Origin of the sequence: Thauera sp. GDN1, from assembly GCF_029223545.1 — a bacterium.
Classification (GTDB): domain Bacteria; phylum Pseudomonadota; class Gammaproteobacteria; order Burkholderiales; family Rhodocyclaceae; genus Thauera.
The window spans coordinates 1,691,428-1,714,427 of sequence record NZ_CP097870.1; the positions used below are offsets into that span (position 1 = coordinate 1,691,428).

Genomic DNA, 23,000 nt, shown 5'->3' on the forward strand with positions numbered 1-23,000 from the left:
CTGCGACGTCGAGATCACTTCGCGGCAGCGACGAAGTCGCCCTTTTCCATCAGCCAGGACACCAGGAAGCCGGCCAGCAGGCCCCAGAATGCCGCGCCGATGTTGAGCAGGCTGATGTCGGCCACGGTGACCAGCATGCTGATCAGCGCGCCGAGCGAGAACCTGCCGCCGAAGGACGACAGGAAGGCGCCCTGCAGCACGCGCAGCATCGCCAGTCCGCCCAGCACCATGATGAACTCGGGCGGGGCGGCCAGCATCAGGCCGGTGAAGGTGGGCGCCATCAGGCCGAACAGCACGCCGAAGGTGCCGAAGCACAGGGCGCCGATGTAGTGGCGTTCGCGCTCGCCCGAGGAGGTCAGCAATGCATTGGTCGGGCCGGTCAGGCAGGTGCTCACCGCGCCCACCGCCGCGCTGAAGGCGGCGCCGATACCGCATACCGCAGCGATGGTGTTCACCGGCGGCTCGTGCCCGGCCGCCTTCAGCACCGCTACGCCCTGGCCGTTCTGCACCACCAGCACGGTGATCGCCAGCGGCACCACCAGTTCCACCAGCGCCGCCACCGACCACACCGGGGCCTGCACCAGCGGCTGGGCGAAGGCGAAGCTGCCCAGGGTGCCGGCGTCGATGCGCCCGAGCACCGCGATCGCCAGCGCGCCGGCGAGCAGCGCGCCGATCACCGGGGGGAGGCGTCGCCCCATGGCGGGGGAGGCCGACAGCAGCAGGAAGGCAAGCACCATCGGCCCGGCGATGGCCACGTCGGCGTGCAGCGCGCGCACCAAGTCGAGCCCGAAGCGCAGGAACACGCCCGCCACCATGCCCATCACGATCGGCATCGGCAGGGCCTGCATGAAGCGCTTGACCCAGCCGCTCAGGCCCATCAGCAGCACCAGGACGCTGGTGGCGTAGAAGGCGCCGATGACCTCGGCGAAGCTCAGGTGCTGCAGCGCAGGGCCCACCAGCACGGTGCCCGGAATGGTCCATGCGAAGCCGAGCGGCATGCGGTAGCGCCAGCTCATCGCCAGGGTCAGCAGGCCGTTCACGAAGAACACGCCGAACACCCAGGACGCCAGTTCCGCCTGCGACAGGCCGCCGCGCGAACCCACCGCGAGGATGATCGCGACCGGGCCGGTGGCGGAGAAGATGAAACCGATCAGGCCGTTGGCGAGATAACCGGGGCCGATGTCGGCAAGCACGCGGCGCCAGCCGGGCGCCGACGCGGGGGGGCGTTCTAGGTGGGCGATCATCGGGAAAGGTGGAACGTGGGGAAAGAATCTGGCCGGGCGCAGTCCGTGCCACGGCATCCGCAGTCATCGCTGCGGTTTCTGCGTTCTCGTCGGTTCGGGGGCGAAAACCTTCGTGGGCCGCGTCCTTCAGCGTCCAGCCTGGGCCTGACGGCAGCGCATCGACTGCGAGGGCAGGACGCCATAGGCGGATTTGTACAGCTCGGAGAAGCGCCCGAGGTGGGTGAAGCCGTATTCGAGCGCCACCGCGGTGACGTTCGGACAGGGCTGGCAGGGGTCGTTCAGGACCGCGTGCACCTTCTCGAGCTTCTTCTGGCGCACGAAGTTCTTCGGCGTCGTCCGTACGTTCTTCTCGAACAGCATGTAGAGCGAACGCAGGCTCAGGCCGGCGTACTGGGCAAGCTGGTCGGCGCCGAGCTCGAGCTTGATGTTGCGCTCGATGTAATTGACCAGGCGCTCGAAGTTCGGGGCATGCTGGGTCGGCGTGACCATGCTGGCGTTGTGCTTGAGCAGCACCATCAGCTTGGTCGTCACCACACGGTTGTAGTGCTGCAGCAGCTGCGGCGTGGCCATGCTCGACTCGGCCTCCGCGCACAGCAGGCGCAACAGCAGCAGCAGGCTGTCGATGTCCTCGAACTTGTGCGGCTCGGGGCTGAACTTGATGCGCTCGTTGGGCTTGAACCAGCGGTGCTCGGCACAGGTGTCGTCGAGCATCGAGGACGGGATGCGGAGGATGAACTTCTCGCAGTCGTCCGAGTAGGTGAGGTCGAGCGGGTCGTCCGGGTTGATCACCAGCACGTGGCCTGCGGGCAGGTCGAGCGTGGTGTGGGCGAGCCGGTAGCTGCAATGCCCCTGGAGGATGAACTGGGCGTGGTAGATGTCGCCGAGACCCTCCGAGACGATGCGCGCCTGGGCGCCGTAGCGCAGGCGGCACAGATCTAGGGTGCCGGCGCGGCGGTGGCTGAGCGAGGCGGTGGCAGCGCCGCCGTTGGACAGGCGCAGGCTGTGGGTGCCCACGTTCTCGCGTACGTATTCGGACACCTGGAAGGGGTTGGCGGCGGCGAAGACCTTGCTGGAACCGTCGAGGAACTGGAAGGCCATCATGCGGTCCTCCACAGGGCTGCGGTGGCGTGCGTTTGAATCCGACGTACCTTGCTCATGGGCTTCTCCTCTCCGCCAGGGGTGCAGGCTGGCATTTTTTGCTCGATGTCGGCTTCTTTTCTGGCGCGATCATCGAGATAAATTGGAATCTCGATTTTATGGCTTGGGAAAAGGGAAGTCTATACACGCATGAAGAAATTATTTTTATAGTCGACCGGCGCCTGTGTGCCAAGGACGAAAAAAAGCCGCACTGCATCGCTGCAGTGCGGCCAGAGCGTCCGAGGAGAGGGAGAGGACGCGGGGATCAGCCCAGGTCGCCGCCGCCGACCGGCACGATCGTACCGGTGATGTAGGCGGCGTCGTCGGAGGCGAGGAACAGGATCGGATCGGCCTGCTCGTCGAGCGTGCCGTAGCGCTTCATCAGGCTGCTGTCGATCGACTGGGTGTAGATCTGCTTGTACCAGAGCTTTTCCTGCTCGCTCTGCTCCTGCGTGTTGCGCGGCACCAGGCGGGGCGGGGCCTCGGTGGCACCGGGCGCGGTGGCATTGACGCGGATGCCGCGCTCGGCGGTCTCGAAGGCGAGGCAGGCGGTGAGCGCATTGACGCCGCCCTTGGCCGCGCCATAGGGCACGCGGTTGACGCCGCGGGTGGCGATCGAGGACACGTTGACGATCGAGCCCTTGCCGTTCGCCAGCATGTGGGGCAGGGCCGCACGGCAGCACCACAGGGTCGGGAAAAGCGAGCGCCGCACCTCGGCCTCGATCTCGTTCTCCTGGTAGTGCTCGTAGGGCTTGGTCCAGATCGTGCCGCCGACGTTGTTGATCAGGATGTCGATGCGGCCGAACTTCTCGACTGCGGCATCCATGACGCGCTGGCACTCGGCGAACTGCTCGAGGTCGGCCGTGAGGCTCAGCACCTCGACCTTCGCCGACAGCTCCTTGGCCACTTCGTGAACGAGCTCCGAGCGGTCGACCAGCACCAGGGTGCCCTTTTCCTTGGCCATCTTCTCGGCGACGCGCTTGCCGATGCCCTGTGCGGCACCGGTGATCACGGCCACTTTCTTCTTGAAACGGTTTGCCATTGTCGCTCCTGACGGGATGGGCAGCGCTCAGACGCTGGCGGCGAACTTCTCGTAGTGGAAGCTGTTCGGTTCGACCTTGCGCTCGCGCAGGTCGTGGGCCACGGCCTCGACCATCGGCGGGGGGCCGCACAGGTAGATGTCCACGTTGCCTTCGTTGAGGTGCGTGGGCTCGATGTGGGCGGTGACGTAGCCCTTCTTCGGCCAGCTGCTGTCGTCGGCGACCACGCACACGTCGTAGCTGAAGTTCGGCAGCGCGGCCTTGAAGGCATCCAGGCGCTCGAGCTCGACCACGTCGGCGTCGGTGTTGACGCCGTAGATGAGGTGGATCGGGTGCGCGCTGCCACCGCCGGCGACGACCTTGTCGAGCATGGCGAGGAAGGGCGCGAGGCCGGTGCCGCCGGCGAGCATCAGCACCGGGCGGGCGACGTCGCGCAGGTAGAAGCTGCCGATCGGGCCGGCCAGCTTGATGGTGTCGCCAGCCTTCGCGGCGCCGGTGAGGTAGCCGCTCATCAGGCCGTTGGGCACGTTGCGGATCAGGAAGCTGACCTTGCCCGCGGCCGGCATCGAGCTGAACGAGTAGGCGCGCGTCTGTTCGGTGCCGGGCACGGTGAGGTTGGCGTACTGGCCGGGCAGGAAGGCGAGCTTGGCGATGCCTTCGCCCTCGATCACCAGGGAGAGCGTGCTCGGCGACAGCTGGCGCACTTCGGCCACGGTGGCGGTGAGGGTGGCGTGCTTGATCTTGCACACTTCGGACGAGGCGGGGATGTTCACCACGCAGTCGCTCTTGGGGTGCATCTGGCAGGTGAGGACGTAGCCGAGCTTGGCCTCTTCCTCGCTCATCGCGTCGTCGATGTAGAAGCCGAGCTCGTACTGGCCGGATTCGGCCTTGCACTTGCACGCGCCACAGGCGCCGTCGCGGCAGTCGATGGGCACGTTGACGCCCTGGCGATAGGCCGCATCGGCCACGGTCTCGGTGGCGTTGCAGTCGATGAAGCGGGTTACGCCGTCCTCGAAGTTCAGCGCGATCTTGAATGTCATGGTTGTCTCTCCGGGTGGGGCGGGGTCGCCGGGGGCCGCGGTGGGCGGCGCCCCGCCCTCGTTGTCAGATGTGATAAACGTCGATGACGTGGCGGATGTAGTCGGTCTTCAGGACGACCTTCTTGTCCTTGATGATCGGGCTCGCACCGGACACGTCCAGGGTGTAGAAGCTGGTGCCGCAGAAGTGGTCGGTGTGGTTGTAGCGCACGCTCATGGTGTGCCAGTTGAAACGCAGCTTGACCGTCTTGTCGTCCTGCTCGAGCACCTCGATGTTGCTCAGGTGGTGGTTCGTGCGGGTGTCGGGGATGGTCGCGCTCGAGCGCTCGGTGCGGATGCGGAACACGCGGTCTTCCAGGCCGGCACGACGGCCGTACCAGATCAGCGAGATCTCGGACTGCGGGTCTTCGGTCAGCTCGCCGTCATCGTCCCAGGCCGGCATCCAGAAGGTGCAGTTCTCGTCGTACATCGCCAGCCAGCTGTCCCAGTCGCGCTCGTCCAGGTAACGGGCTTCGCGGTACAGGAAGGCGCACAGGTTCTCGTAGGAAATGCTCATGTCGTGGGTCTCCGTTCAGGCGTTCTGTTCTTTGGCCGCGACGGCCTTGCGAATCTCTTCCAGCCAGTAGGTGTGCTGGGCGACGTACAGGCCTTCGTCCTCGGTCTTGATGCCCGACAGGATGGGCTTGAGATCGATCTTGTCGGCTTCCTCGTCCGGGCCTTCGACCCAGTGCTCGGCGCCGCGCGACATGTCGTTCCATTCCAGGTACTTGCCGGCGAAGCCTTCCTGGCAGGCGCGGAATTCTTCGAGATCGTCCGGCGTGGCCATGCCCGAGGCGTTGAAGAAGTCCTCGTACTGGCGGATGCGGCGCGCACGCGCTTCGGCAGACTCGCCCTTGGGGGCGATGCAGTAGATGGTGACTTCGGTGCGATTGACGTCGAGCGGGCGGAACACGCGGATCTGCGAGCTGAACTGGTCCATCAGGTACACGTTCGGGTACAGGCACAGGTTGCGCGAGTTGCCGATCATCCAGTCGGCCTTGGCTTCGCCGAACTCGGCCACCAGGCGGTCGCGCTGTTCCATCAGCGGACGGTCTTCCGGGTTGTCCCAGCGCGTCCACAGCAGCAGGTGGCCGTTCTCGAACGAGTACGAGCCGCCGCCCTTCTTGGCCCAGCCGCCGGCGCTCATCGCCTTGATGTCGTCGCCCGCGTCACGGCTCTTGCGCTGCGCCTGGGTGGCGGCGTAGTTCCAGTGCGTGGCGGTGACGTGGTAGCCGTCGGCGCCGTTCTCGGCCTGCAGCTTCCAGTTGCCTTCATACACGTAGGTCGAGGCGCCGCGCAGCACTTCCAGGCCCTCGGGCGACTGGTCCACGACCATGTCGATGATCTTCTTCGATTCGCCCAGGTAGTCCTCGAGCGACTGCACGTCCGGGTTCAGGCTGCCGAACAGGAAACCGCGGTAGGACTCGAAGCGCGCGATCTTCTTCAGGTCGTGCGAGCCGTCGCAGTTGAAGCTGGCCGGATAGCCGGTCTCGCCCGGGTCCTTGATCTTCAGGAGCTTGCCCGAGTTGTTGAAGGTCCAGCCGTGGAACGGGCAGGTGTAGGTGGCCTTGTTGCCGTGCTTGAAGCGGGCCAGCGTCGCGCCGCGGTGAGCGCAGGCGTTGATGAAGCAGTTGAGCTGGTTGTCCTTGTTGCGGGTGATGAACACCGGCTGACGACCGATCTTGGTCGTGTAGTAGTCGTTGATCTTGGGCAGCTGGCTCTCGTGGGCGAGGTAAATCCAGTTGCCTTCGAAGATGTGCTCCATCTCGAGCTCGAACAGCTCCTTGTTGGTGAACATCTCCCGCTTGCAGCGGAACAGGCCCTGTTCCTTGTCCTTTTGAATCAGTGAGTCCAGATATTCCGAGGTGATCATCGCCAGAGTCTCCTGTGTTGTCTGATGCGCGGAACCCGCATCGTAGGGAGGACGAAGGGCGCGAAATATCCACTTCTTGCACGACTGCTATCCACTCTCTGCAGTGCGGTCTTTGCTGCACAAAGCGGATAGTGGTCGTGCACGAAGTGGATATTGCCGCCTGTCTGCTGCCCCTAATCTGCGATCCAGATCATTCCGGTGCGCCGCCTTGCGCGGCCGGGGTAGAAACCAACAAGGACCCCGTTTCGGGGCAGAGAGATAAAAGGGGAAGGGCAGACATGTCATCCGGCAAGAACGTGGTCACTCCATTCAGCCAGGAAGAGGGCGAAATCCACCTGGGCGGTATCGATGCGATCGTCCGCCTGACGCTCGACCAGGTGCGCACCGACGCCCGTCGCGGGCTCAAGACCGGCATGTTCGTGTCCGGCTACCGCGGCTCCCCCGTCGGCATGCTCGACGCCGCGCTGATCAAGCAGCAGAAGCTGCTGCTGCAGCATCACATCCACTTCGTCGACGGCATCAACGAGGACCTCGCCGCCACCGCGGTGTGGGGCACGCAGATGCTGCACACCGTCGGCAAGCAGAAGTTCGACGGCGTCACCGGCATATGGTACGGCAAGGCGCCGGGCGTGGACCGCTCCGGCGACGCGCTCAAGCACGCCAACTACACCGGCATCGCCAAGAATGGCGGCGTGCTGGCGATCGCCGGCGACGACCCGAGCTGCAAGAGCTCCTCGCTGTGCTCGCAGTCCGAACCCATGCTCTACCACGTCGGCATCCCCTCGCTGTACCCGGGCAACGTCCAGGAGATCCTCGACTACGGCCTGCACGGCTACCAGATGTCGCGCCTGGCCGGCCTGTGGGCGGGCATGAAGATCGTCACCAACGTCGCCGACGGCACCGGCACCGCCAATGTGTCGCCCGATCGCCTGAACTTCGTCACCCCCGACCTCGAGTTCGACGGCAAGCTGTTCACGCCCAACATGAACCTGGGCATGAACGTGCGCGTCGAGGCGCTGGAGATGGAGCAGTCGCTGTACACCCGCCGTCTCGAGGTGGCCAAGCGCTACGCCCGCGCCAACAACCTGAACAACGTCGTCTTCCCCAACCCCGACGCCTGGATCGGCATCATCACCGCCGGCAAGACCTACAACGACCTCAACCAGGCCTTCCTCGAGATGGGCCTGGACGAGGCGGCGCTGCGTCGCTACGGCATCCGCATCCTGAAGATGGGCATGCTGTTCCCGATGGAACCGACCATCGTGCGCGAGTTCGCACAGGGTCTGGAAGAGATCTTCGTCATCGAGGAAAAGCGTCCCTTCCTCGAGATGTTCGCCAAGCAGATCCTCTACGGCATGGCCAACGCGCCGCGCATCGTCGGCAAGTTCGACGAGGAAGAGAAGGAGCTGCTGCCGCACTACGGCGAGTTCGAGTCCGACACCATCGTGCGCGCGCTTCTGAAGCGCCTGTCGCGCAAGACCCGCATCGAATCGGCCGAGAACTGGCTCAAGCGCCTGGACGAGATCCACTCGCGCAACAAGCTGCCGACCGCGGTGCGTACCGCCTGGTTCTGCTCGGGCTGTCCGCACAACTCCTCCACCCAGGCGCCGGACGGCAGCATCGTGTCGGCGGGCATCGGCTGCCACACGATGGCGATGTGGATGGGCCGCAACGTGGTCATGGGCACCCACATGGGCGCCGAGGGCACGCAGTGGATCGGCATGGCGCCCTTCACCGAGGCGGAGCACATCTTCCAGAACATGGGTGACGGCACCTACGCCCACTCGGGCAGCCTGGCGATCCGCTACGCGGCCTCGACCGGTGTGAACATCACCTTCAAGCTGCTGCGCAACGCCCACACCTCGATGACCGGCGGCCAGGCCATCCAGGGCGAGGTGCCGGTGACCAACATGGTCTCCGACCTGCTCGCCAACGGCGTCAAGAAGATCATCGTCACCACCGACGACCCCTCGCGCTTCAACGGCGTGCAGCTGCCCGGCGGCACCGAGGTCTGGCATCGCGACCGCCTCGACGAGGCGCAGAAGGTCCTCGCCGCCACTCCGGGCTGTACCGTGCTGCTGCACGACCAGGAGTGCGCCGCCGAACTGCGCCGTGCGCGCAGCCGCGGCAAGGCCGACGAGCCGGCCGAGGTCACCGTCATCAACGAGCGCGTGTGCGAAGGCTGCGGCGACTGCGGCGAGAAGTCGAACTGCATGTCGGTCGAGCCGGTGCAGACCGAGTTCGGCCGCAAGACCCGCATCCACCAGTCCTCGTGCAACAAGGACTTCAGCTGCGTGAAGGGCTTCTGCCCGTCCTTCCTGACCATCACCCCGAACCCGGCGCCGGCCAGCGAGGGCGCGCCCAAGAAGAAAAAGGGCCGCATCCCGGCGCTCGAGCGCGAGCTGCCGACGCCGGTCAAGAAGGTGGACGACAGCCTGGGCTTCGGCATCCACGTCATGGGCATCGGCGGCACCGGCTCGGTGACCGTGGTGGCGACGCTGGCGCGTGCTGCCCGCCTCGAAGGCAAGCACGTGATCGGCCTCGACCAGACCGGTCTGGCGCAGAAGGGCGGCGCGGTGATCTCCGACATCAAGATCACCCACGCCCCGTTCAAGGGTTCGAACAAGATCTCGGACGGCCGTGCCGACCTCTATCTGGGCTTCGACATCCTCAACGCCACCGATCCGAAGAACCTCGACAAGTGCAATCCGGAACGCACCATCGCGGTCGTGTCCACCACCCAGACCCCGACCGGGCAGATGGTGACCAACCGCAAGGCGCTGTTCCCGGCGACCAACGGCCTCACCGCCGGCATCGACCGCGTCACCCGCCAGGAGCACAACGTCTTCCTCGACGGCGAGGCGCTGGCCGCGGGCCTGTTCGGCGACGCGATGGCGACCAACAACTTCATGGTCGGCGTGGCCTTCCAGGCCGGCACCATCCCGCTCAAGGCGGAGTCGATCGAAGAGGCCATCCGCCTGTCGGGCGTGGCGGTCGACATGAGCCTGGCGGCCTTCCGCTGGGGCCGCATGGCGGTGGTCGATCGCGCCTTCGTCGAAGCCGAGGTCGGTCGCCAGAAGACCGGCGGTGCCGTGGTCACGCTGCACAAGAAGCCGCAACTGTCGGCGGCCGCGAAGGCGATCGTCGATTCGATCGGCGCCGACGGCGAAGTCCGCCGCCTGGTCGAGATCCGTGTGCCCGAGCTGATCGCATACCAGGACGAGGCCTACGCCAAGCGCTACGCGGAAGTCATCAAGCGCGTGGTCGCAGGCGAGCAGAAGGCGGTGTCGTCGTCCAGGCTCGCCGAGGCGGCCGCCCGCTACCTGTACAAGCTCATGGCCTACAAGGACGAGTTCGAGGTCGCCCGCCTGCACACCGACCCGGCCTTCCTCGCCGAACTGGATGCCCAGTTCCCGCACGGCTATTCGGTCAAGTACAACCTCGCGCCGCCGCTGCTGGCCAAGACCGACCCGGTCACCGGCCACCCGCAGAAGAAGCAGTACGGCGAGTGGATGTTCAAGGCCTTCAAGCGCCTGGCCGGCCTGAAGCGTTTCCGCGGCAGCGCGCTCGATGTGTTCGCCAAGACCGCCGAGCGTCAGACCGAGCGCCAGCTGATCGAGGAATACGTCCAGCTCCTCGACCAGATCCTCGCCAAGCTCAACCCGGTGAACCACGCCGCGGCGGTGGCCCTGGCGAGCGTGCCTGACGAGATCCGCGGCTACGGCCACGTCAAGGAGAAGAACCTCGCCGCCGCCCGCGAGCTGCAGGCTGCGCGCCTGAAGGCTTTCCTCGAGGCGGAGCAGGAACGGCAGGTGGCCTGACATGAACAGCCCCGCGCCGAAGGTGTTCCATGAGGTGACCATCGCCGAGACGGGTGAGGTGTACCGCTGCCGCGAGGACGAAACCCTGCTCGCCGGCATGGAGCGGCTCGGCAAGCGCGGCATCCCGGTGGGGTGCCGCGGCGGGGGCTGCGGCGTGTGCAAGGTGCACGTCGAGGCCGGCGAATACAGCAAGCGCGTGATGAGCCGGGCCTACGTCAGCGCCGAGGAGGAAGCCGCCGGCATCGTGCTCGCCTGCCGGGTGAAGCCGCTGTCGGACATCCGCCTCGCGGTGCTCGGCAAGATGAAGAAGAACGTCTGCGCCTGAGGCCGGACCAGCAGCGAAGGCAGTTGAAGCAAGAGGCGGGAGCATTCCCGCCGCATAAGCAACCCCGGGGATCGCGGGGCGTGAGCACGCCCGGGTCCCCGTTCATGACCCGAAGAGGAGATAGAAGATGGCAACCACCGGAGTGATGCGCCCCGGCCACATCCAGCTGCGCGTGCTGGATCTGGACGAGAGCGTGGAGTTTTACAAGAACGTGCTGGGTCTGGTCGAGACCGGCCGCGACGCCCAGGGCCGGGTTTACTTCAAGGCCTGGGACGAGCGCGATCACAACAGCGTGGTGCTGCGCCAGGCCGACCGTGCCGGCATGGACCTGATCGGCTTCAAGGTCAAGGACAAGGCCACCCTCGAGAAACTCGACAAGGACCTGCAGGCCTACGGCGTCGCCACCGAGCGCATCCCCGCCGGCGAGCTGCTGGAGACCGGCGAGCGCGTGCGCTTCACCATCCCGACCGGCCACGTCATGGAGCTGTACGCCGACAAGACCGACGTCGGCAATGGCCAGCCCTACACCAACCCGGATCCGTGGATTCCCGCGGCCGAGCACGGCATCGCCCCGCACCGCTTCGACCACTGCCTGCTCTACGGCCCGAACCTCGAGGAAAACCTGAAGCTGTTCACCGAGGTGCTCGGCTTCCACCTCGTCGAGCGCGTGCTGATGGAAGACGGCAAGTCGCTGCTGGCGACGTTCATCTCGTGCTCGCACAAGGCCCACGACCTGGCCTTCGTCTGTCATCCGGAGCCGGGCAAGCTGCACCACCTGTCCTTCCTGCTCGGCAGCTGGGAGCAGGTGCTGCGCGCGGCCGACCTCATGTCGATGAACCGCGTGTCGATCGACATCGGCCCGACCCGCCACGGCATCACCCGCGGCACCACGATCTACGCCTTCGACCCCTCGGGCAACCGCTTCGAGACCTTCGCCGGCGGCTACGAGAGCTATCCGGACCATGCCCCGATCACCTGGACCTTCGAGGAAGTCGGCCCGGCGATCTTCTACCACGACCGCAAGCTCAACGAGCGTTTCCTGAGCGTCGTGACCTGATCCTCCCCGACGCCCGGCGCCTTGTGCGCCGGGCGCGGACGAGGGTCTCCAGCGTCCTGCCCAGGCGGGACGCCAGCAGATAAAAAAGATTCGACCCACTCCACCACTTAGGAAGAGACAACATGAAGCAGACGTTCAAATTCGCCGGCAATCTCGCGCTCACCCTCGCGCTCGTCACCGCCGGCATCGGCGGTGCCCAGGCCGAGGACAAGGTCAAGGTCGGCCTGATGCTGCCCTACACCGGCACCTACGCCGCGCTCGGCAACGCCATCACCAACGGTTTCAAGCAGTACGTCGCCGAGAACGGCGGCAAGCTGGGCGGCCGCGAAGTCGAATACGCGGTGGTCGACGACGAGTCCAACCCCGCCAAGGCCACCGAGAACGCCAAGAAGCTGGTGTCGCGCGACAAGGTCGACGTGCTCGTCGGCACCGTGCACTCCGGTGTCGCGCTGGCGATGGCCAAGGTCGCGCGCGACAGCAAGACGCTGATGATCGTCCCCAACGCCGGCGCCAACGACCTCACCGGTCCGCTGTGCTCGCCCTACGTGTTCCGCTCCTCCTTCTCGGCCTGGCAGCCGTCCTACGCGATGGGCGAGGCGCTGGCGAAGAAGGGCGTGAAGAACATCGCCACCGTGACCTGGAAGTACTCCTTCGGCGAGGAGTCGGTCGCCGGCTTCAAGGAGGCCTTCGAGAAGGGCGGCGGCAAGGTCGTCAAGGAAATGACCCTGCCGTTCCCGAACGTCGAGTTCCAGCCCTTCCTGACCGAGATCGCCTCGCTCAAGCCCGATGCGGTGTTCGTGTTCTTCGCCGGTGCGGGCGCGGCCAAGTTCGTCAGCGATTACGCTGCCGCCGGTCTCAAGAGCAGCATCCCGCTGTACGGCCCGGGCTTCCTCACCGACGGCAATCTCGCCGCCATGGGCGGTGCCGGCGAAGGCCTGATGACCACGCTGCACTACGCCGACGGCCTCGCGACCGACAAGGACAAGGCCTTCCGTACCAAGTACGCCGAGATGTTCAAGATCCAGCCCGACGTCTATGCGGTGCAGGGCTACGACGCGGCGCAGATGTACGAGGCCGGCCTGAAGGCCGCCGGTGGCGATCCGTCCAAGCAGGCGGAAGTCATCAAGGGCATCGAGGCGGCGAAGATCGACAGCCCGCGTGGCGCCTTCACCCTGTCGAAGGCGCACAACCCGGTCCAGGACATCTACCTGCGCGAGGTCAAGGGCGACCAGAACGTGGTGATCGAGGTCGTCTCCAAGGGCCTCGAGGACCCGGCTCGCGGCTGCAAGCTCTAAGCCGACCGCCCCGCAGGGGCGGCCGGCCCGGTCGCCCCTGCCTCCCGTCTCTTCTCGCACCCGCATTCATCCCGGCAGGCGCGCGCCTGCCAGGGAGGGGGAACGTCATGGATTTCGCAAGCTTCCTGATCCAGACGCTGAACTCGCTGCAGTACGGTTTGCTCCTGTTCCTGGTGGCAAGCGGTCTGACGCTGGTGTTCGGCATCATGGGCATCATCAACCTGGCGCACGGCAGTTTCTACATGATCGGCGCCTATCTGGCCTTCGTGCTGACCAGCGCCACCGGCAGCCTGGTGCTGGCGATCGCGCTCGGCATTCCGCTCGCGCTGGCCTTCGGCGCCTTCCTGGAGTGGGCGCTGTTTTCCCATCTGTACAAGCGCGACCACCTCGAGCAGGTGCTGCTGACCTACGGCCTGATCCTGATCTTCGAGCAGCTGCGCAGCCTGCTGGTCGGCGACGACGTGCATGGCGTGGCCATCCCCGCCTTCCTCGACGCCTCGATCCAGCTCACCGACGTCATGAGCTACCCGGTCTACCGGCTGGCGATCTCGGTGGTGTGCGTCGTGCTCGCGGTCGCGCTCTACTACGTCATCCAGCGCACCCGCCTGGGCATGATGATCCGCGCCGGCAACGACGACCGCGGCATGGTCGAGTCGCTCGGCATCAACATCAACATGATCTACCGCGTGGTGTTCGCACTCGGCGTGGCGCTGGCCGCCCTGGCCGGCATGCTGGCCGCGCCGATCTCCTCGGTGTTCCCGAACATGGGCAGCCACGTGCTGATCATCTCCTTCGTGATCGTCGTCATCGGCGGCATCGGCTCGGTGTGGGGCGCGCTGGTCGCGGCGCTGATCGTGGGCTTCGCCGACACCTTCGGCAAGGTCCTGATCCCCGAGCTGTCCGGCATCGTCGTCTACGTGGTGATGGCCGTGGTCCTGCTGTGGCGCCCCGAAGGCATCCTGAAGAAAGGCTGAGACCATGAACGCACACGCTTCCCTCATTCCCAAGCTCGTGGCGCTCGCGATCATCGCCTGCGTGCCGCTGTCGGGCGAGTCCTTCTACATCGAGATCGTCGGCAAGGTGCTGGTGATGGCGATCTTCGCCATGAGCCTGGACCTGCTGGTGGGCTTCACCGGACTGGTCAGCTTCGGCCACGCGGCCTACTTCGGGATCGCCGCCTATGCGGTGGCGATCCTGAGCCCCGAGTACGAAGCCGCCAACCTGTGGCTGGTGCTGCCGGCCTCTATCGGGCTGTCGGCGCTGGCCGCCTTCGTGATCGGGCTCTTCGTGCTGCGCACCAAGGGCATCTATTTCATCATGGTGACGCTGGCCTTCGCCCAGATGGCCTACTTCATCTTCCACGACACCCCGCTGGGCGGCGGCTCGGACGGCATGTACCTCAACAACAAGCCCTCGGCCGCGATCTTCGGCTGGGAGCCGTTCGACCTGACGAACGAAGCGCACATGTTCTATTTCATCCTCGTGATGATGGTGCTGGTGTACCTCTTTCTGGCGCGCGTGCTGCAGTCGCCCTTCGGCCGCGTGCTGGTGGGCATCAAGAGCAACGAGCACCGCATGCAGTCGCTCGGCTACTTCACCTTCCGCTACAAGCTCGGCGCGTTCACGCTGGCCGGCGCGCTCGGCGGGCTGGCGGGTTTCCTGTACGCCGTGCTGTTCGGTTTCGTGACCCCGGAACTGTTGTCCTGGCACGAGTCGGGCAACGTGCTGCTGATGGTCATCCTCGGCGGCATGGGCAACCTGGTGGGCGCGATCGCCGGTGCCTTCGCCTTCGAGGCGATGCGCGAGGTGTTCGCCGACATCACCAAGTACTGGCAGCTGCTGATGGGCGGCGTGATCGTCGCGGTGGTGCTGTTCCTGCCGGGCGGCCTGGCCGGTGTTCCGGGCCGCATCAAGCGCGCCCTGCAGGGAGGTGAGGCCAAATGAGCGCAACGACGAAGAACGAAGTCCTGCTGCAGGCCGACAAGCTGACCCGCCGCTTCGGCGGCCTGGTGGCGAACCAGGACATCAGCGTGAGCCTCGAGCGGGGCATGATCCACGTGCTGCTCGGCCCCAACGGCGCCGGCAAGTCGACCTGCATCAACATGCTGTCGGGTGACCTGCCGCCGTCCGAAGGCCGGATCCATTTCATGGGCAAGGACATCACCGGCCTCACCGCGGCGCAGCGCTCGCAGGTGGGGATCGGGCGCAGCTACCAGCGCACCAACATCTTCCCGCAGTTCTCGGTGCTCGAGAACGTGCGCCTGGCCGCGCAGTCGCGCCGCCAGCAGCCGTGGCGCATCTTCAGCAAGGCGATGGAGGCGAAGTGGGCGCTGGAGAAGGCGCGCGCCTGCATCGAGGAAGCCGGCCTGGGCAAGCGCGTCGACTGGGTGTCGGGCGTGCTCAGCCATGGCGAGCAGCGCCAGCTCGAGATCGCCATGGTGCTCGCCACCGATGCGCAGGTGCTGCTGCTCGACGAGCTGCTCGCCGGCATGGGTTCGGAGGAATCCGCCAGCATGGTCGAGGTGCTCAAGCGCCTGCGCCAGACGCGCGGCATCCTGCTGGTGGAACACGACATGGACGCGGTGTTCGCGGTCGCCGACATGATCACGGTGATGGTCAACGGGCAGCTGCTGGAGTGCGGCCCGCCCGCGCAGATCAAGGCCAGCGTGGCCGTCCAGCAAGCCTATCTGGGTACGGAGGACAGCTTCCATGTCTAACATGCTGCTCGAAGCCAAGGAGATCCACACCTACTACGGCGCGAGCCACATCCTGCACGGCATCGACTTCAACATCCGCGAAGGCGAGGGCATCGCCCTCATGGGCCGCAACGGCATGGGCAAGTCGACGCTGATCAAGAGCATGCTCGGCATCGTGCGTCCGAAGCATGGCCGTGTGCTGGTGCGCGGTGACGACTACAGCAAGGCGCGCACCTACCAGACCGCGCAGCAGGGCATCGCCTACGTGCCCGAGGGCCGCGGCATCTTCAAGAGCCTGACCGTGCGCGAGAACCTGCTCATGTCGGCGCGTGCCGGCATCGACGGCCGCCGCGAATGGACCTTCGATCGCGTGATGGCGACCTTCCCGCGTCTGGGCGAGCGCATCAACAACGGCGGCTGGCAGCTGTCGGGCGGCGAGCAGCAGATGCTCACCATCGGCCGCGCGCTGATGACCAACCCCGACCTGCTGATCCTCGACGAGGCCACCGAGGGCCTGGCGCCGCTGATCGCGATGGAGATCTGGCGCATCGTCAAGGAGATCCGCAAGACCGGGATCGCCACCGTGATCGTCGACAAGAACCACGGCGCGGTCACCAGCATCTGCGACCGCGCGATGATCCTGGTGAAGGGGCAGGTGGTGTTCGACGGCAGCAGCGACGAGATCCGCGCCCGGCCCGAACTGATCCAGAAGCATCTGGGCGTCTGAGTCCCGATCCGCTTTCGCAAGGAATCCAAGCATGAGCAACAAATCCCTGGACATCATCCGCGACGAGCATCGCGCCCTGGCGGCGATGCTGAGCGGCCTGCGCGCACTCGCGAGCGGGATCGAGGCCGGCAGGCTGAAGCCCGATTTCGAGCTGATGGCGTCGATGATCGAGTACATCGACAAGGTGCCCGAGAAGGTGCACCACCCGAAGGAGAACGCCTGCCTGTTCGCCAGGCTGCGCCTGCGCAGCGACGAGGCGCTGCCGCTGATCGAAAGCCTGGAGGAAGAACACCGCCAGGGCGACGCCCGCATCGCGGCCCTGCGCGCGGCGCTGGACACCTATCGTCGCGAGGGCGATGCCGGCTTCGCGGCCTACCAGGCCGCGCTCAAGGCCTACATCGAGTTCGAGTGGCAGCACATGAACACGGAAGAACACCTGATCTTCCCGCTCGCCAAGGCGCACCTGACGGCGGAGGACTGGGCCGAGATCGACGCCGCCTTCCTCGCCAACGACAACCCGTGGCAGGGGGCGGCAGGCGAGTATTCGGCGCTGTTCACCCGCATCGTGAACATGGCACCCGCCCCGGTGGGGCTGGGTGGCTGACACCCCCGGGCCCAGGCCCGGGTTTCACCCGAACAGGACATGACTGAAATGCAGGCAGGATTCGACTGGGACGACCGGTATCTGCTGGGCCACGCGGCGATGGACGACACCCATCGCGAGTTCGTGACCCTGGTCGATACCTTGCTGACGGCCCCGGATGCCGCGCTCGAACAGGCGCTGGCGGCCTTTGCCGCGCACGCGGTGGCGCACTTCGAGCAGGAGGACCGCTGGATGAAGGGCACCGATTTTCCCGCGGCCGACTGCCACATCGACGAGCACACCAAGGTGCTCGCCTCGGTGCGCGAGGTGCAGCGGGAACTCGCCGGGGGCAATGTCGACCTGGTGCGCGAACTGGCACAGGCGCTGATGGACTGGTTTCCCGGTCATGCCGACTACATGGATTCGGCGCTGGCGACGTGGATGGTGAAGCGCTCGCACGGCGGTGCGCCGCTGGTGTTCCGGCGCGATACGGCGAAGGCCTGCGCCTGATCGAGCTTCCTGCCGGCAAGATCTCCCTCCCCGAAATCAAGAGGTGCGTCGTGGTTGCCCCCCGCGTATCGCGCGGGGGTGATTTCGGGTTTGGCCCGCTTCGGCGGGCCATTTTTTTGCGCACTGCCGTGCCGCCCTCCGGCGGGAATCGCCGCGGCACCGGCGGCGCGACGGTGATCGCGGCCGGACCGGGCCGGCGCCGATGACGTGGTGCCGGGGGAGGGGGCTCGGGTAGACTGTGCGCCCCGTTCCGCTCCGCCGCGCCTCCCATGTCCCATCTCCCCCGTGCCTGCGGCATCGACTTCGGCACCTCGAACTCCACCGTCGGCTGGTTGCGCCCCAACGCTTCGGCCCTGCTTGCGCTCGAGGACGGCCGTCCGACGCTGCCCTCGGCGGTGTTCTTCAATGCCGACGAGAACTCGGTCAGTTTCGGCCGTGCGGCGATGGCGGAATACCTCGACGGCTACGAGGGGCGGCTGATGCGGGCGCTGAAGAGCCTGCTCGGCACCAGCCTGATCGACGGCCATACCGAGGTCCATGGCCGCGCGCTCCGCTTCCGCGACCTGCTCGCGGACTTCATCGCCGAACTCAAGCGCCGCGCCGAGCACGAGGCGGGGCGCACGTTCGATCAGGCGGTGTTCGGTCGCCCGGTGCATTTCGTCGATGACGATGCGGTTGCCGACCGGCGCGCGCAGGACACGCTGGAGGCGATCGCGCGTCAGGTGGGCTTCCGCGAGGTGAGCTTCCAGTTCGAGCCGATCGGCGCGGCGCTGCATTACGAGCGCACGCTCGCGCGCGAGGAACTGGTGCTGATCGCCGACATCGGTGGCGGCACCGCGGACTTCTCGATCGTGCGCCTGTCGCCCGAGCGCACGCGCCACGACGATCGCCGCGAGGACGTGCTCGGCAACGCCGGCATCCACATCGGCGGCACGGATTTCGACCGCGCGCTGAGCCTCGAATGCGTGATGCCCCTGCTGGGCTATCGCAGCCGCATGCGCAATGGCGCGGAGGTGCCGTCGAGCATCTACTTCCAGCTCGCTTCCTGGCACACGATCAACTTCGCCTACAGCCGCCAGGCCTGGGCGGACCTGCAGCACATCTATCGCGACGCCAGCGCGCGCGAGGCGCTCGACCATCTGTGCCGTCTCGTCAGTCGGCGCGAGGGACACTGGCTGGCACTGCAGGTGGAGGAGGCCAAGGTCGCGCTGTCGGCCGCACCCCTCACGCGCATGGTGCTGGATCGCCTGGCCGACGGCCTGGGACTGGATCTGTCGCGCGATGCCTTCGCCGCGGCCACCCAGGGCCTGGTCGAGCGTGTGGGCGCCTGCGTCGCCGGCCTGCTGCAGGAGGCCGGCGTGGCGCGCGGACGCATCGACAGCATCTACTTCACCGGCGGCGCGAGCGGCGTGCCGCAGTTGCGCGCCCGCATCGCCGCGGAGCTGCCGGGCGCGCGCGCCGTGGAGGGTGACCTCTACGGCAGCATCGGCGCCGGCCTCGCGGTGGAGGCGGCGCGGCGTTACGGCTGAGTGCCGGGGGGTATCGCTCAGGCCGCCCGCGTGCCGGCAGCGCTGGCGGGGGCGCGACGCTCGGCGAGCACCAGCAGGTTGCGCGGCGTCAGCGCGCGCGCGCAGAAGCGCCCGATCTCGACCGCGAAGCCGCGCTCCTCGAGCCCGAGGGCGATGTCCAGCACCAGCCAGAGCTCGAGCGGCCGGCGGAAGGCGTGGCGCACCAGCTCGAAGCGCCGCACCGCGGCGCGGCGTTGCCAGCCGAGCGTCTCCCAGTGCGGCCACGCGACGTCCGCGGGCAGCACCACCTGCTCGCGGGCGGCGAGGCGGCGGCAGAAGGTCTCGAAGCTTTCCGTCAGCCAGGACGCCGGCACCGGACGGAACGGGCGCTGCGCCTCGCCCTCCAGGGCGTTGCGCAGTGCGATGAAACCGAGCTTCCAGGCCTGGTCGCGGGCGAGGCGGAGGCGGTCGTGGCGCGGTGCGGTCACGGTTTCGGTCACCGCCAGGCGCAGCGCCGACGCATCGAGTTCGAGCCGGGCGTCGCGGCTCAGCGGCCGATAGACGCCGTCGGTGCCCAGGTGGTAGCAGCAGGGCGCGATGCGGTAGGCCTGGGCGCCGTCCCGATCGGCGCGGCGCACCAGGCTGCGGTGGAGTTCGCCGCAGGCGTGCAGCGCGAGCACCGCGCGTCCGCGCACGTGGCTGCGGGCGGATTCGTCCAGCACGTCCGCGCACACGACGTGCTGATCCACGCCCTGACGCGAGGCCAGGCGGACGGCGTCGGCACACAGCGCGGGGTCGATCTCGAGCGAGCTCACCGGGACGCGATCGGCGAGTGCCATGCGCCGCCCGAGGTGGCCCTTGCCGGCGCACCATTCCAGCACCGCCGTGGTGGCGGCCGGGATGTGGCGGGCGAAGGCCTCGATCTGCATGCGCTTGCGGCCCGGTATGCCGTCGTCGAAGCGTGCGTCGCAGGCCGGCAGTTCGCGCGTGGGCAGGTCCGCCACCCTGCACGCCGCAGCCAGGTCGGCGAGTTCGGGCAGCTGGGTGGCGAGCCAGGCGCTGCAGGCCTCCGCGTCATCGCCGAAGTGCTCCACCGTGGCGTCGTCGAGCGCCTCGAGTGCCGCGGCGAGCGCCGGCCGCTCGGCGCACCACGGCGGACGCCCGAGGTGAAACGGCGACGGCCGCCACAGGGCGGCGTGCGCGGTCAGCAGCGACTGCAGGTCGTGGAAGCGGGCGCGGAGGTTCATCGCCGCGATGGTACCCGCTGCGCTTCGCGCTTACCTCATCGCCTGCGTGGCGATCAGGTGCAGGCAGGCCGAGACCGTGATCACCGATCCCACCGTGGTGAGCAGGATCACGCGCGAGACCAGGGCCGCGTCGCGACCGTAGAGGCTCGCCAACATGAAGGGGCCGGTGCCGGTCGGCAGCGCGCTCAACAGCAGGGCCGAGCCCGCCCACAGCGGCGGCAGCTCGAACACGACGAAGGCGAAGAAGGCGGTGATCAGGGGCTGCACCAGCAGCTTGGCGGCCACCAGGCCGCTCGCGCCCTCGGGCCGGCCCTCGTGGCGCTGGGCGAGGAACAGGCCGAGCGAGACCAGCGCGCACGGCGTGGCGGCGGCGCCGAGCAGCGCCAGGAACTGCCCGGCCGGCGCCGGCAGGGATGCGCCGCTCGCCGCCCAGCACGCACCGAGCACCGGCGCGATCAGCAGCGGATTGCCGGCCAGGGCGCGCCCCACCTCGAGCACCGCGCGCAGCGGATGCTTCTCCTGCTGCAGGCCGATCTCCACCAGCACGATCCCGACCGCGAACAGCAGGCAGGCGACGATCAGGGTGGCGACGATCGCCGGCATCAGCCCGGCCTCGCCGAACACCAGCGCGCACAGCGGGATGCCGAGGAAGCCGGTGTTGGCGTAGGCGGCGCTCAGGCCGTCGATGCTGGCGTCGACCAGGCGGCGCGATTTCCGCAGCCGGTGGACGACCGTGGCCGCGAACACCAGCACGCAGCCCGCGCATACCGAGGCGATGAACCCGGGCTGCCAGACCTGCTCCCAGCTCGCCGTGGCGGTGACCTTGAACAGCAGCGCGGGCAGCGCCAGCCAGACCACGAAGCGATTGATCTCGGCCGATGCGGTCTCGCCCAGGCGCCCGCTGCGGCGGCAGACGTAGCCGGCCAGGATGAGGGCGAACACGGGCAGGACGACATTGATGATGGAGGACATGCGCGGCTCCGGATACGGTCGGTGCAGCGTATGAACGTTGATCGATGCTGTCCAATTCCATATTCTGCTTCGATCGATACGGATGGGGTATGAATGATGATCGAGCTGCGCCAGTTGCGTTACTTCGTGGCGCTGGCCGAAACGCTGCATTTCGGACGCGCGGCCGAGCAGCTGTACATCACCCAGCCGCCGCTCAGCCGGCAGATCGCGGCACTCGAGGACGCGCTCGGCGTGGTCCTGTTCGCGCGCAGCTCGCGCCAGGTCGAGCTGACCGCCGCCGGGAGACATTTCCACGAGCAGGCGGTGCGTGTGCTCGACGGGCTGGATGCGGCGGTGCGCACCACCCAGGCCACCGCGCGCGGCGAGCGCGGGGTGCTGCGCGTCGGGTTCACGATGAGTGCGGCGTGGAACGTTCTGCCCGCGCTGATCAAGCGCTACGGCGACGCCTACCCGGACGCGGAGATCCAGCTCAGCGAAGTGCTGCCGCGCGAACTGAACGAGGCGCTGCTCTCCGGGCGTGCCGACCTCGGCATCGCCTTTCCGTGGCAGCGCCCCGAGGGCCTCGAGTACCTCAGCATCCATGCGGAACCGCTGTGCGCGGTGCTGCCGGCGGACCACCGCCTGGCGCCGGCGGCGCTGATCGACGTCGGCGAACTCGCCGGCGAGCCCTTCATCACCTTCCCGGCGACCACCGCCCCTGCGCTGCACGCCCTGGTGGCGGGATGCTGCCGCGAGCACGGCTTCGAGCCCTGCATCCGGCTGGAAACGCACCTGCAGCAGACGATCGTCAACCTGGTGGCGGAAGGCCTGGGGGTCTCGCTGGTGCCGCAGTCGATGAGCCGGATGCGCCTGCCGGGCGCGGTGTTCCGCCCGATCTCCACGCCGCGCATCGTCGAGCAGGGCGTCATCTGGGCCGCGAGCAACGCCAATCCCTGTCTCGCGCGATTCCTGGACTGCGCGCGCGCGTTCGCGGCGCGAGGCTTCGGCCAACCCGCCCGAGCCGAACCGTGAGCGCGGAGGCAGGCGCTCAGTCTTCCGCGTCTTCCTCTTCGTCATCGTCCCCGACGACCGCATCCACGCCGGCGGCGGCGACATCGACGGTGGTCTCGACCACGGTGGCCGTCACGCTGACCGCGGTCGCGGCGACCGTCACCGCGGCGCCGGCCACGGCGACCACCGCGCAGCCGTGCAGGCCGAGTACCGTGAGGAGGACGAGCAAGAGGGGGCGGGACATGAGGGCAGGGGCAAAAGGGCTGAAGCGACTTGTAGCACAGGATGCCTGCCCGCGCACCCGGTGGCGGCGCGGCGGCTCGCGACCGCGGGGGTGTGCCGCTTGTCCCCAGCGGCTGGGGAAAGAGCTGTGGGTCAGGGTGTGGATAAGTGGCGCAAGGCCGGAACTGCGAAGCCCTGTGGCCGGTTGCTCAAGGATGAGGCAGGTGCCGTGCCGGCGGCCTTCGCGGCGCAGTCAGCAGGTGGCGATCCAGGGCGATTGCACAAACAAAAAGGGCTGTGGATAAATATCCACAGCCCTTGCTGTTTTTGGGGCGACATACCGGTTTCGAACCGGTGACCTTTGGAGCCACAATCCAACGCTCTACCAACTGAGCTAATGCCGCCACTACAGGACCCCGGCAAAACCGAAGCCCTCGAAACCTGTCCTGGCCTGCCCGGCAGGGATCGAACCTGCAACCCCCGGCTTAGAAGGCCGGTGCTCTATCCAATTGAGCTACGGGCAGATTCCCGCGGGCAATCGGGGTGTGAGCTGGTCGGGGTGGAGGGATTCGAACCCCCGACATCTTGCTCCCAAAGCAAGCGCGCTACCGGACTGCGCTACACCCCGAGAGCCGCGAACTATACAGGGTCCTTTTTGTCGCGTCAAACGTATTTCG

The 23,000-nt window shown here is 67.2% G+C and carries 21 protein-coding genes and 3 tRNA genes; 12 read left to right on the plus strand and 12 right to left on the minus strand.

Annotated elements, in window-relative coordinates; genetic code table 11:
- Positions 1-14: 14 nt before the first annotated feature.
- The 6 genes from CKCBHOJB_RS07745 to benA form a co-directional block, all read right to left on the minus strand.
- Positions 15-1,244 carry a benzoate/H(+) symporter BenE family transporter gene (locus CKCBHOJB_RS07745; RefSeq protein WP_281051398.1) on the minus strand — a complete coding sequence of 410 codons (1,230 nt, stop codon included), beginning with the start codon at positions 1,242-1,244 and terminating at the stop codon, positions 15-17.
- A 126-nt stretch (positions 1,245-1,370) separates the two neighbouring features.
- A complete protein-coding gene (locus tag CKCBHOJB_RS07750; RefSeq protein ID WP_281051399.1) occupies positions 1,371-2,345 on the minus strand; it encodes an AraC family transcriptional regulator in 975 nt (324 codons plus the stop codon).
- A gap of 301 nt (positions 2,346-2,646) precedes the next feature.
- Positions 2,647-3,423, minus strand: coding sequence for a 1,6-dihydroxycyclohexa-2,4-diene-1-carboxylate dehydrogenase (locus CKCBHOJB_RS07755; RefSeq protein WP_281051400.1), 777 nt, complete (start codon positions 3,421-3,423; stop codon positions 2,647-2,649).
- 27 nt (positions 3,424-3,450) lie between these two features.
- Positions 3,451-4,461, minus strand: a complete 1,011-nt coding sequence (gene benC / locus CKCBHOJB_RS07760) for a benzoate 1,2-dioxygenase electron transfer component BenC (RefSeq protein WP_281051401.1) — start codon at positions 4,459-4,461, stop codon at positions 3,451-3,453.
- Between the two features lie 64 nt (positions 4,462-4,525).
- Positions 4,526-5,014, minus strand: a complete 489-nt coding sequence (gene benB / locus CKCBHOJB_RS07765; RefSeq protein WP_281051402.1) for a benzoate 1,2-dioxygenase small subunit — start codon at positions 5,012-5,014, stop codon at positions 4,526-4,528.
- A 15-nt stretch (positions 5,015-5,029) separates the two neighbouring features.
- Entirely contained in the window at positions 5,030-6,370 is a 1,341-nt protein-coding gene (gene benA / locus CKCBHOJB_RS07770; RefSeq protein WP_281051403.1) for a benzoate 1,2-dioxygenase large subunit, read from the minus strand.
- Between the two features lie 278 nt (positions 6,371-6,648).
- Between benA and CKCBHOJB_RS07775 the strand changes: the two genes are divergently transcribed.
- From CKCBHOJB_RS07775 to CKCBHOJB_RS07825, 11 genes are all read left to right on the plus strand, one after another.
- Entirely contained in the window at positions 6,649-10,191 is a 3,543-nt protein-coding gene (locus tag CKCBHOJB_RS07775) for an indolepyruvate ferredoxin oxidoreductase family protein (protein ID WP_281051404.1), read from the plus strand.
- Position 10,192: 1 nt separating this feature from the next.
- A complete protein-coding gene (locus CKCBHOJB_RS07780; protein ID WP_281051405.1) occupies positions 10,193-10,516 on the plus strand; it encodes a 2Fe-2S iron-sulfur cluster-binding protein in 324 nt (107 codons plus the stop codon).
- A 127-nt stretch (positions 10,517-10,643) separates the two neighbouring features.
- Positions 10,644-11,573: a catechol 2,3-dioxygenase gene (locus tag CKCBHOJB_RS07785; protein ID WP_281051406.1), complete on the plus strand. Its 930-nt coding sequence runs from the start codon at positions 10,644-10,646 to the stop codon at positions 11,571-11,573.
- Positions 11,574-11,695: 122 nt separating this feature from the next.
- Entirely contained in the window at positions 11,696-12,868 is a 1,173-nt protein-coding gene (locus tag CKCBHOJB_RS07790) for an ABC transporter substrate-binding protein (RefSeq protein ID WP_281051407.1), read from the plus strand.
- 107 nt (positions 12,869-12,975) lie between these two features.
- Positions 12,976-13,842, plus strand: a complete 867-nt coding sequence (locus tag CKCBHOJB_RS07795; protein ID WP_281051408.1) for a branched-chain amino acid ABC transporter permease — start codon at positions 12,976-12,978, stop codon at positions 13,840-13,842.
- A 4-nt stretch (positions 13,843-13,846) separates the two neighbouring features.
- A complete protein-coding gene (locus tag CKCBHOJB_RS07800; RefSeq protein WP_281051409.1) occupies positions 13,847-14,812 on the plus strand; it encodes a branched-chain amino acid ABC transporter permease in 966 nt (321 codons plus the stop codon).
- Positions 14,809-15,585: an ABC transporter ATP-binding protein gene (locus tag CKCBHOJB_RS07805; RefSeq protein WP_281051410.1), complete on the plus strand. Its 777-nt coding sequence runs from the start codon at positions 14,809-14,811 to the stop codon at positions 15,583-15,585. Before CKCBHOJB_RS07800 ends, CKCBHOJB_RS07805 begins: the two co-directional genes overlap by 4 nt.
- Positions 15,578-16,291, plus strand: a complete 714-nt coding sequence (locus CKCBHOJB_RS07810; RefSeq protein ID WP_281051411.1) for an ABC transporter ATP-binding protein — start codon at positions 15,578-15,580, stop codon at positions 16,289-16,291. Before CKCBHOJB_RS07805 ends, CKCBHOJB_RS07810 begins: the two co-directional genes overlap by 8 nt.
- A gap of 31 nt (positions 16,292-16,322) precedes the next feature.
- Complete coding sequence (locus CKCBHOJB_RS07815; RefSeq protein WP_281051412.1) at positions 16,323-16,895, plus strand: hemerythrin domain-containing protein; 573 nt, start codon at positions 16,323-16,325, stop codon at positions 16,893-16,895.
- A gap of 39 nt (positions 16,896-16,934) precedes the next feature.
- Positions 16,935-17,384 carry a hemerythrin domain-containing protein gene (locus tag CKCBHOJB_RS07820; RefSeq protein WP_281051413.1) on the plus strand — a complete coding sequence of 150 codons (450 nt, stop codon included), beginning with the start codon at positions 16,935-16,937 and terminating at the stop codon, positions 17,382-17,384.
- 269 nt (positions 17,385-17,653) lie between these two features.
- A complete protein-coding gene (locus tag CKCBHOJB_RS07825; protein WP_281051414.1) occupies positions 17,654-18,913 on the plus strand; it encodes an Hsp70 family protein in 1,260 nt (419 codons plus the stop codon).
- 17 nt (positions 18,914-18,930) lie between these two features.
- On the opposite strand, the gene CKCBHOJB_RS07830 is transcribed toward CKCBHOJB_RS07825, so the two are convergent.
- Positions 18,931-20,139 carry a methyltransferase gene (locus tag CKCBHOJB_RS07830; RefSeq protein ID WP_281051415.1) on the minus strand — a complete coding sequence of 403 codons (1,209 nt, stop codon included), beginning with the start codon at positions 20,137-20,139 and terminating at the stop codon, positions 18,931-18,933.
- A 30-nt stretch (positions 20,140-20,169) separates the two neighbouring features.
- Positions 20,170-21,111 carry an AEC family transporter gene (locus CKCBHOJB_RS07835; RefSeq protein WP_281051416.1) on the minus strand — a complete coding sequence of 314 codons (942 nt, stop codon included), beginning with the start codon at positions 21,109-21,111 and terminating at the stop codon, positions 20,170-20,172.
- Positions 21,112-21,204: 93 nt separating this feature from the next.
- On the opposite strand from CKCBHOJB_RS07835, the gene CKCBHOJB_RS07840 reads away from it, so the two are divergent.
- The gene (locus CKCBHOJB_RS07840; RefSeq protein ID WP_281051417.1) at positions 21,205-22,122 is read left to right on the plus strand and encodes a LysR substrate-binding domain-containing protein; all 918 of its coding nucleotides are present in this window, start codon (positions 21,205-21,207) and stop codon (positions 22,120-22,122) included.
- 16 nt (positions 22,123-22,138) lie between these two features.
- Here the strand turns inward: CKCBHOJB_RS07840 and CKCBHOJB_RS07845 are convergent, their stop codons facing one another.
- The 4 genes from CKCBHOJB_RS07845 to CKCBHOJB_RS07860 all read right to left on the minus strand — a co-directional run bounded on the left by CKCBHOJB_RS07845 (position 22,139) and on the right by CKCBHOJB_RS07860 (position 22,951).
- Positions 22,139-22,345 carry a hypothetical protein gene (locus CKCBHOJB_RS07845; RefSeq protein ID WP_281051418.1) on the minus strand — a complete coding sequence of 69 codons (207 nt, stop codon included), beginning with the start codon at positions 22,343-22,345 and terminating at the stop codon, positions 22,139-22,141.
- A gap of 306 nt (positions 22,346-22,651) precedes the next feature.
- A tRNA-His gene (locus CKCBHOJB_RS07850) sits at positions 22,652-22,727 on the minus strand.
- Between the two features lie 43 nt (positions 22,728-22,770).
- Positions 22,771-22,847: transfer RNA gene (locus CKCBHOJB_RS07855), tRNA-Arg, on the minus strand.
- Between the two features lie 27 nt (positions 22,848-22,874).
- Positions 22,875-22,951 (minus strand) — tRNA-Pro (locus CKCBHOJB_RS07860).
- Between the last annotated feature and the right edge of the window lie 49 nt (positions 22,952-23,000).

Excerpts from the sequence above, each read along its gene's own strand:
- CKCBHOJB_RS07745 (WP_281051398.1), bottom strand. The coding sequence starts at position 1,244 with ATGATCGCCCACCTAGAACGCCCCCCCGCGTCGGCGCCCGGCTGGCGC.
- CKCBHOJB_RS07750 (WP_281051399.1), bottom strand. The coding sequence starts at position 2,345 with ATGATGGCCTTCCAGTTCCTCGACGGTTCCAGCAAGGTCTTCGCCGCC.
- CKCBHOJB_RS07755 (WP_281051400.1), bottom strand. The coding sequence starts at position 3,423 with ATGGCAAACCGTTTCAAGAAGAAAGTGGCCGTGATCACCGGTGCCGCA.
- benC (WP_281051401.1), bottom strand. The coding sequence starts at position 4,461 with ATGACATTCAAGATCGCGCTGAACTTCGAGGACGGCGTAACCCGCTTC.
- benB (WP_281051402.1), bottom strand. The coding sequence starts at position 5,014 with ATGAGCATTTCCTACGAGAACCTGTGCGCCTTCCTGTACCGCGAAGCC.
- benA (WP_281051403.1), bottom strand. The coding sequence starts at position 6,370 with ATGATCACCTCGGAATATCTGGACTCACTGATTCAAAAGGACAAGGAA.
- CKCBHOJB_RS07775 (WP_281051404.1), top strand. The coding sequence starts at position 6,649 with ATGTCATCCGGCAAGAACGTGGTCACTCCATTCAGCCAGGAAGAGGGC.
- CKCBHOJB_RS07780 (WP_281051405.1), top strand. The coding sequence starts at position 10,193 with ATGAACAGCCCCGCGCCGAAGGTGTTCCATGAGGTGACCATCGCCGAG.
- CKCBHOJB_RS07785 (WP_281051406.1), top strand. The coding sequence starts at position 10,644 with ATGGCAACCACCGGAGTGATGCGCCCCGGCCACATCCAGCTGCGCGTG.
- CKCBHOJB_RS07790 (WP_281051407.1), top strand. The coding sequence starts at position 11,696 with ATGAAGCAGACGTTCAAATTCGCCGGCAATCTCGCGCTCACCCTCGCG.
- CKCBHOJB_RS07795 (WP_281051408.1), top strand. The coding sequence starts at position 12,976 with ATGGATTTCGCAAGCTTCCTGATCCAGACGCTGAACTCGCTGCAGTAC.
- CKCBHOJB_RS07800 (WP_281051409.1), top strand. The coding sequence starts at position 13,847 with ATGAACGCACACGCTTCCCTCATTCCCAAGCTCGTGGCGCTCGCGATC.
- CKCBHOJB_RS07805 (WP_281051410.1), top strand. The coding sequence starts at position 14,809 with ATGAGCGCAACGACGAAGAACGAAGTCCTGCTGCAGGCCGACAAGCTG.
- CKCBHOJB_RS07810 (WP_281051411.1), top strand. The coding sequence starts at position 15,578 with ATGTCTAACATGCTGCTCGAAGCCAAGGAGATCCACACCTACTACGGC.
- CKCBHOJB_RS07815 (WP_281051412.1), top strand. The coding sequence starts at position 16,323 with ATGAGCAACAAATCCCTGGACATCATCCGCGACGAGCATCGCGCCCTG.
- CKCBHOJB_RS07820 (WP_281051413.1), top strand. The coding sequence starts at position 16,935 with ATGACTGAAATGCAGGCAGGATTCGACTGGGACGACCGGTATCTGCTG.
- CKCBHOJB_RS07825 (WP_281051414.1), top strand. The coding sequence starts at position 17,654 with ATGTCCCATCTCCCCCGTGCCTGCGGCATCGACTTCGGCACCTCGAAC.
- CKCBHOJB_RS07830 (WP_281051415.1), bottom strand. The coding sequence starts at position 20,139 with ATGAACCTCCGCGCCCGCTTCCACGACCTGCAGTCGCTGCTGACCGCG.
- CKCBHOJB_RS07835 (WP_281051416.1), bottom strand. The coding sequence starts at position 21,111 with ATGTCCTCCATCATCAATGTCGTCCTGCCCGTGTTCGCCCTCATCCTG.
- CKCBHOJB_RS07840 (WP_281051417.1), top strand. The coding sequence starts at position 21,205 with ATGATGATCGAGCTGCGCCAGTTGCGTTACTTCGTGGCGCTGGCCGAA.
- CKCBHOJB_RS07845 (WP_281051418.1), bottom strand. The coding sequence starts at position 22,345 with ATGTCCCGCCCCCTCTTGCTCGTCCTCCTCACGGTACTCGGCCTGCAC.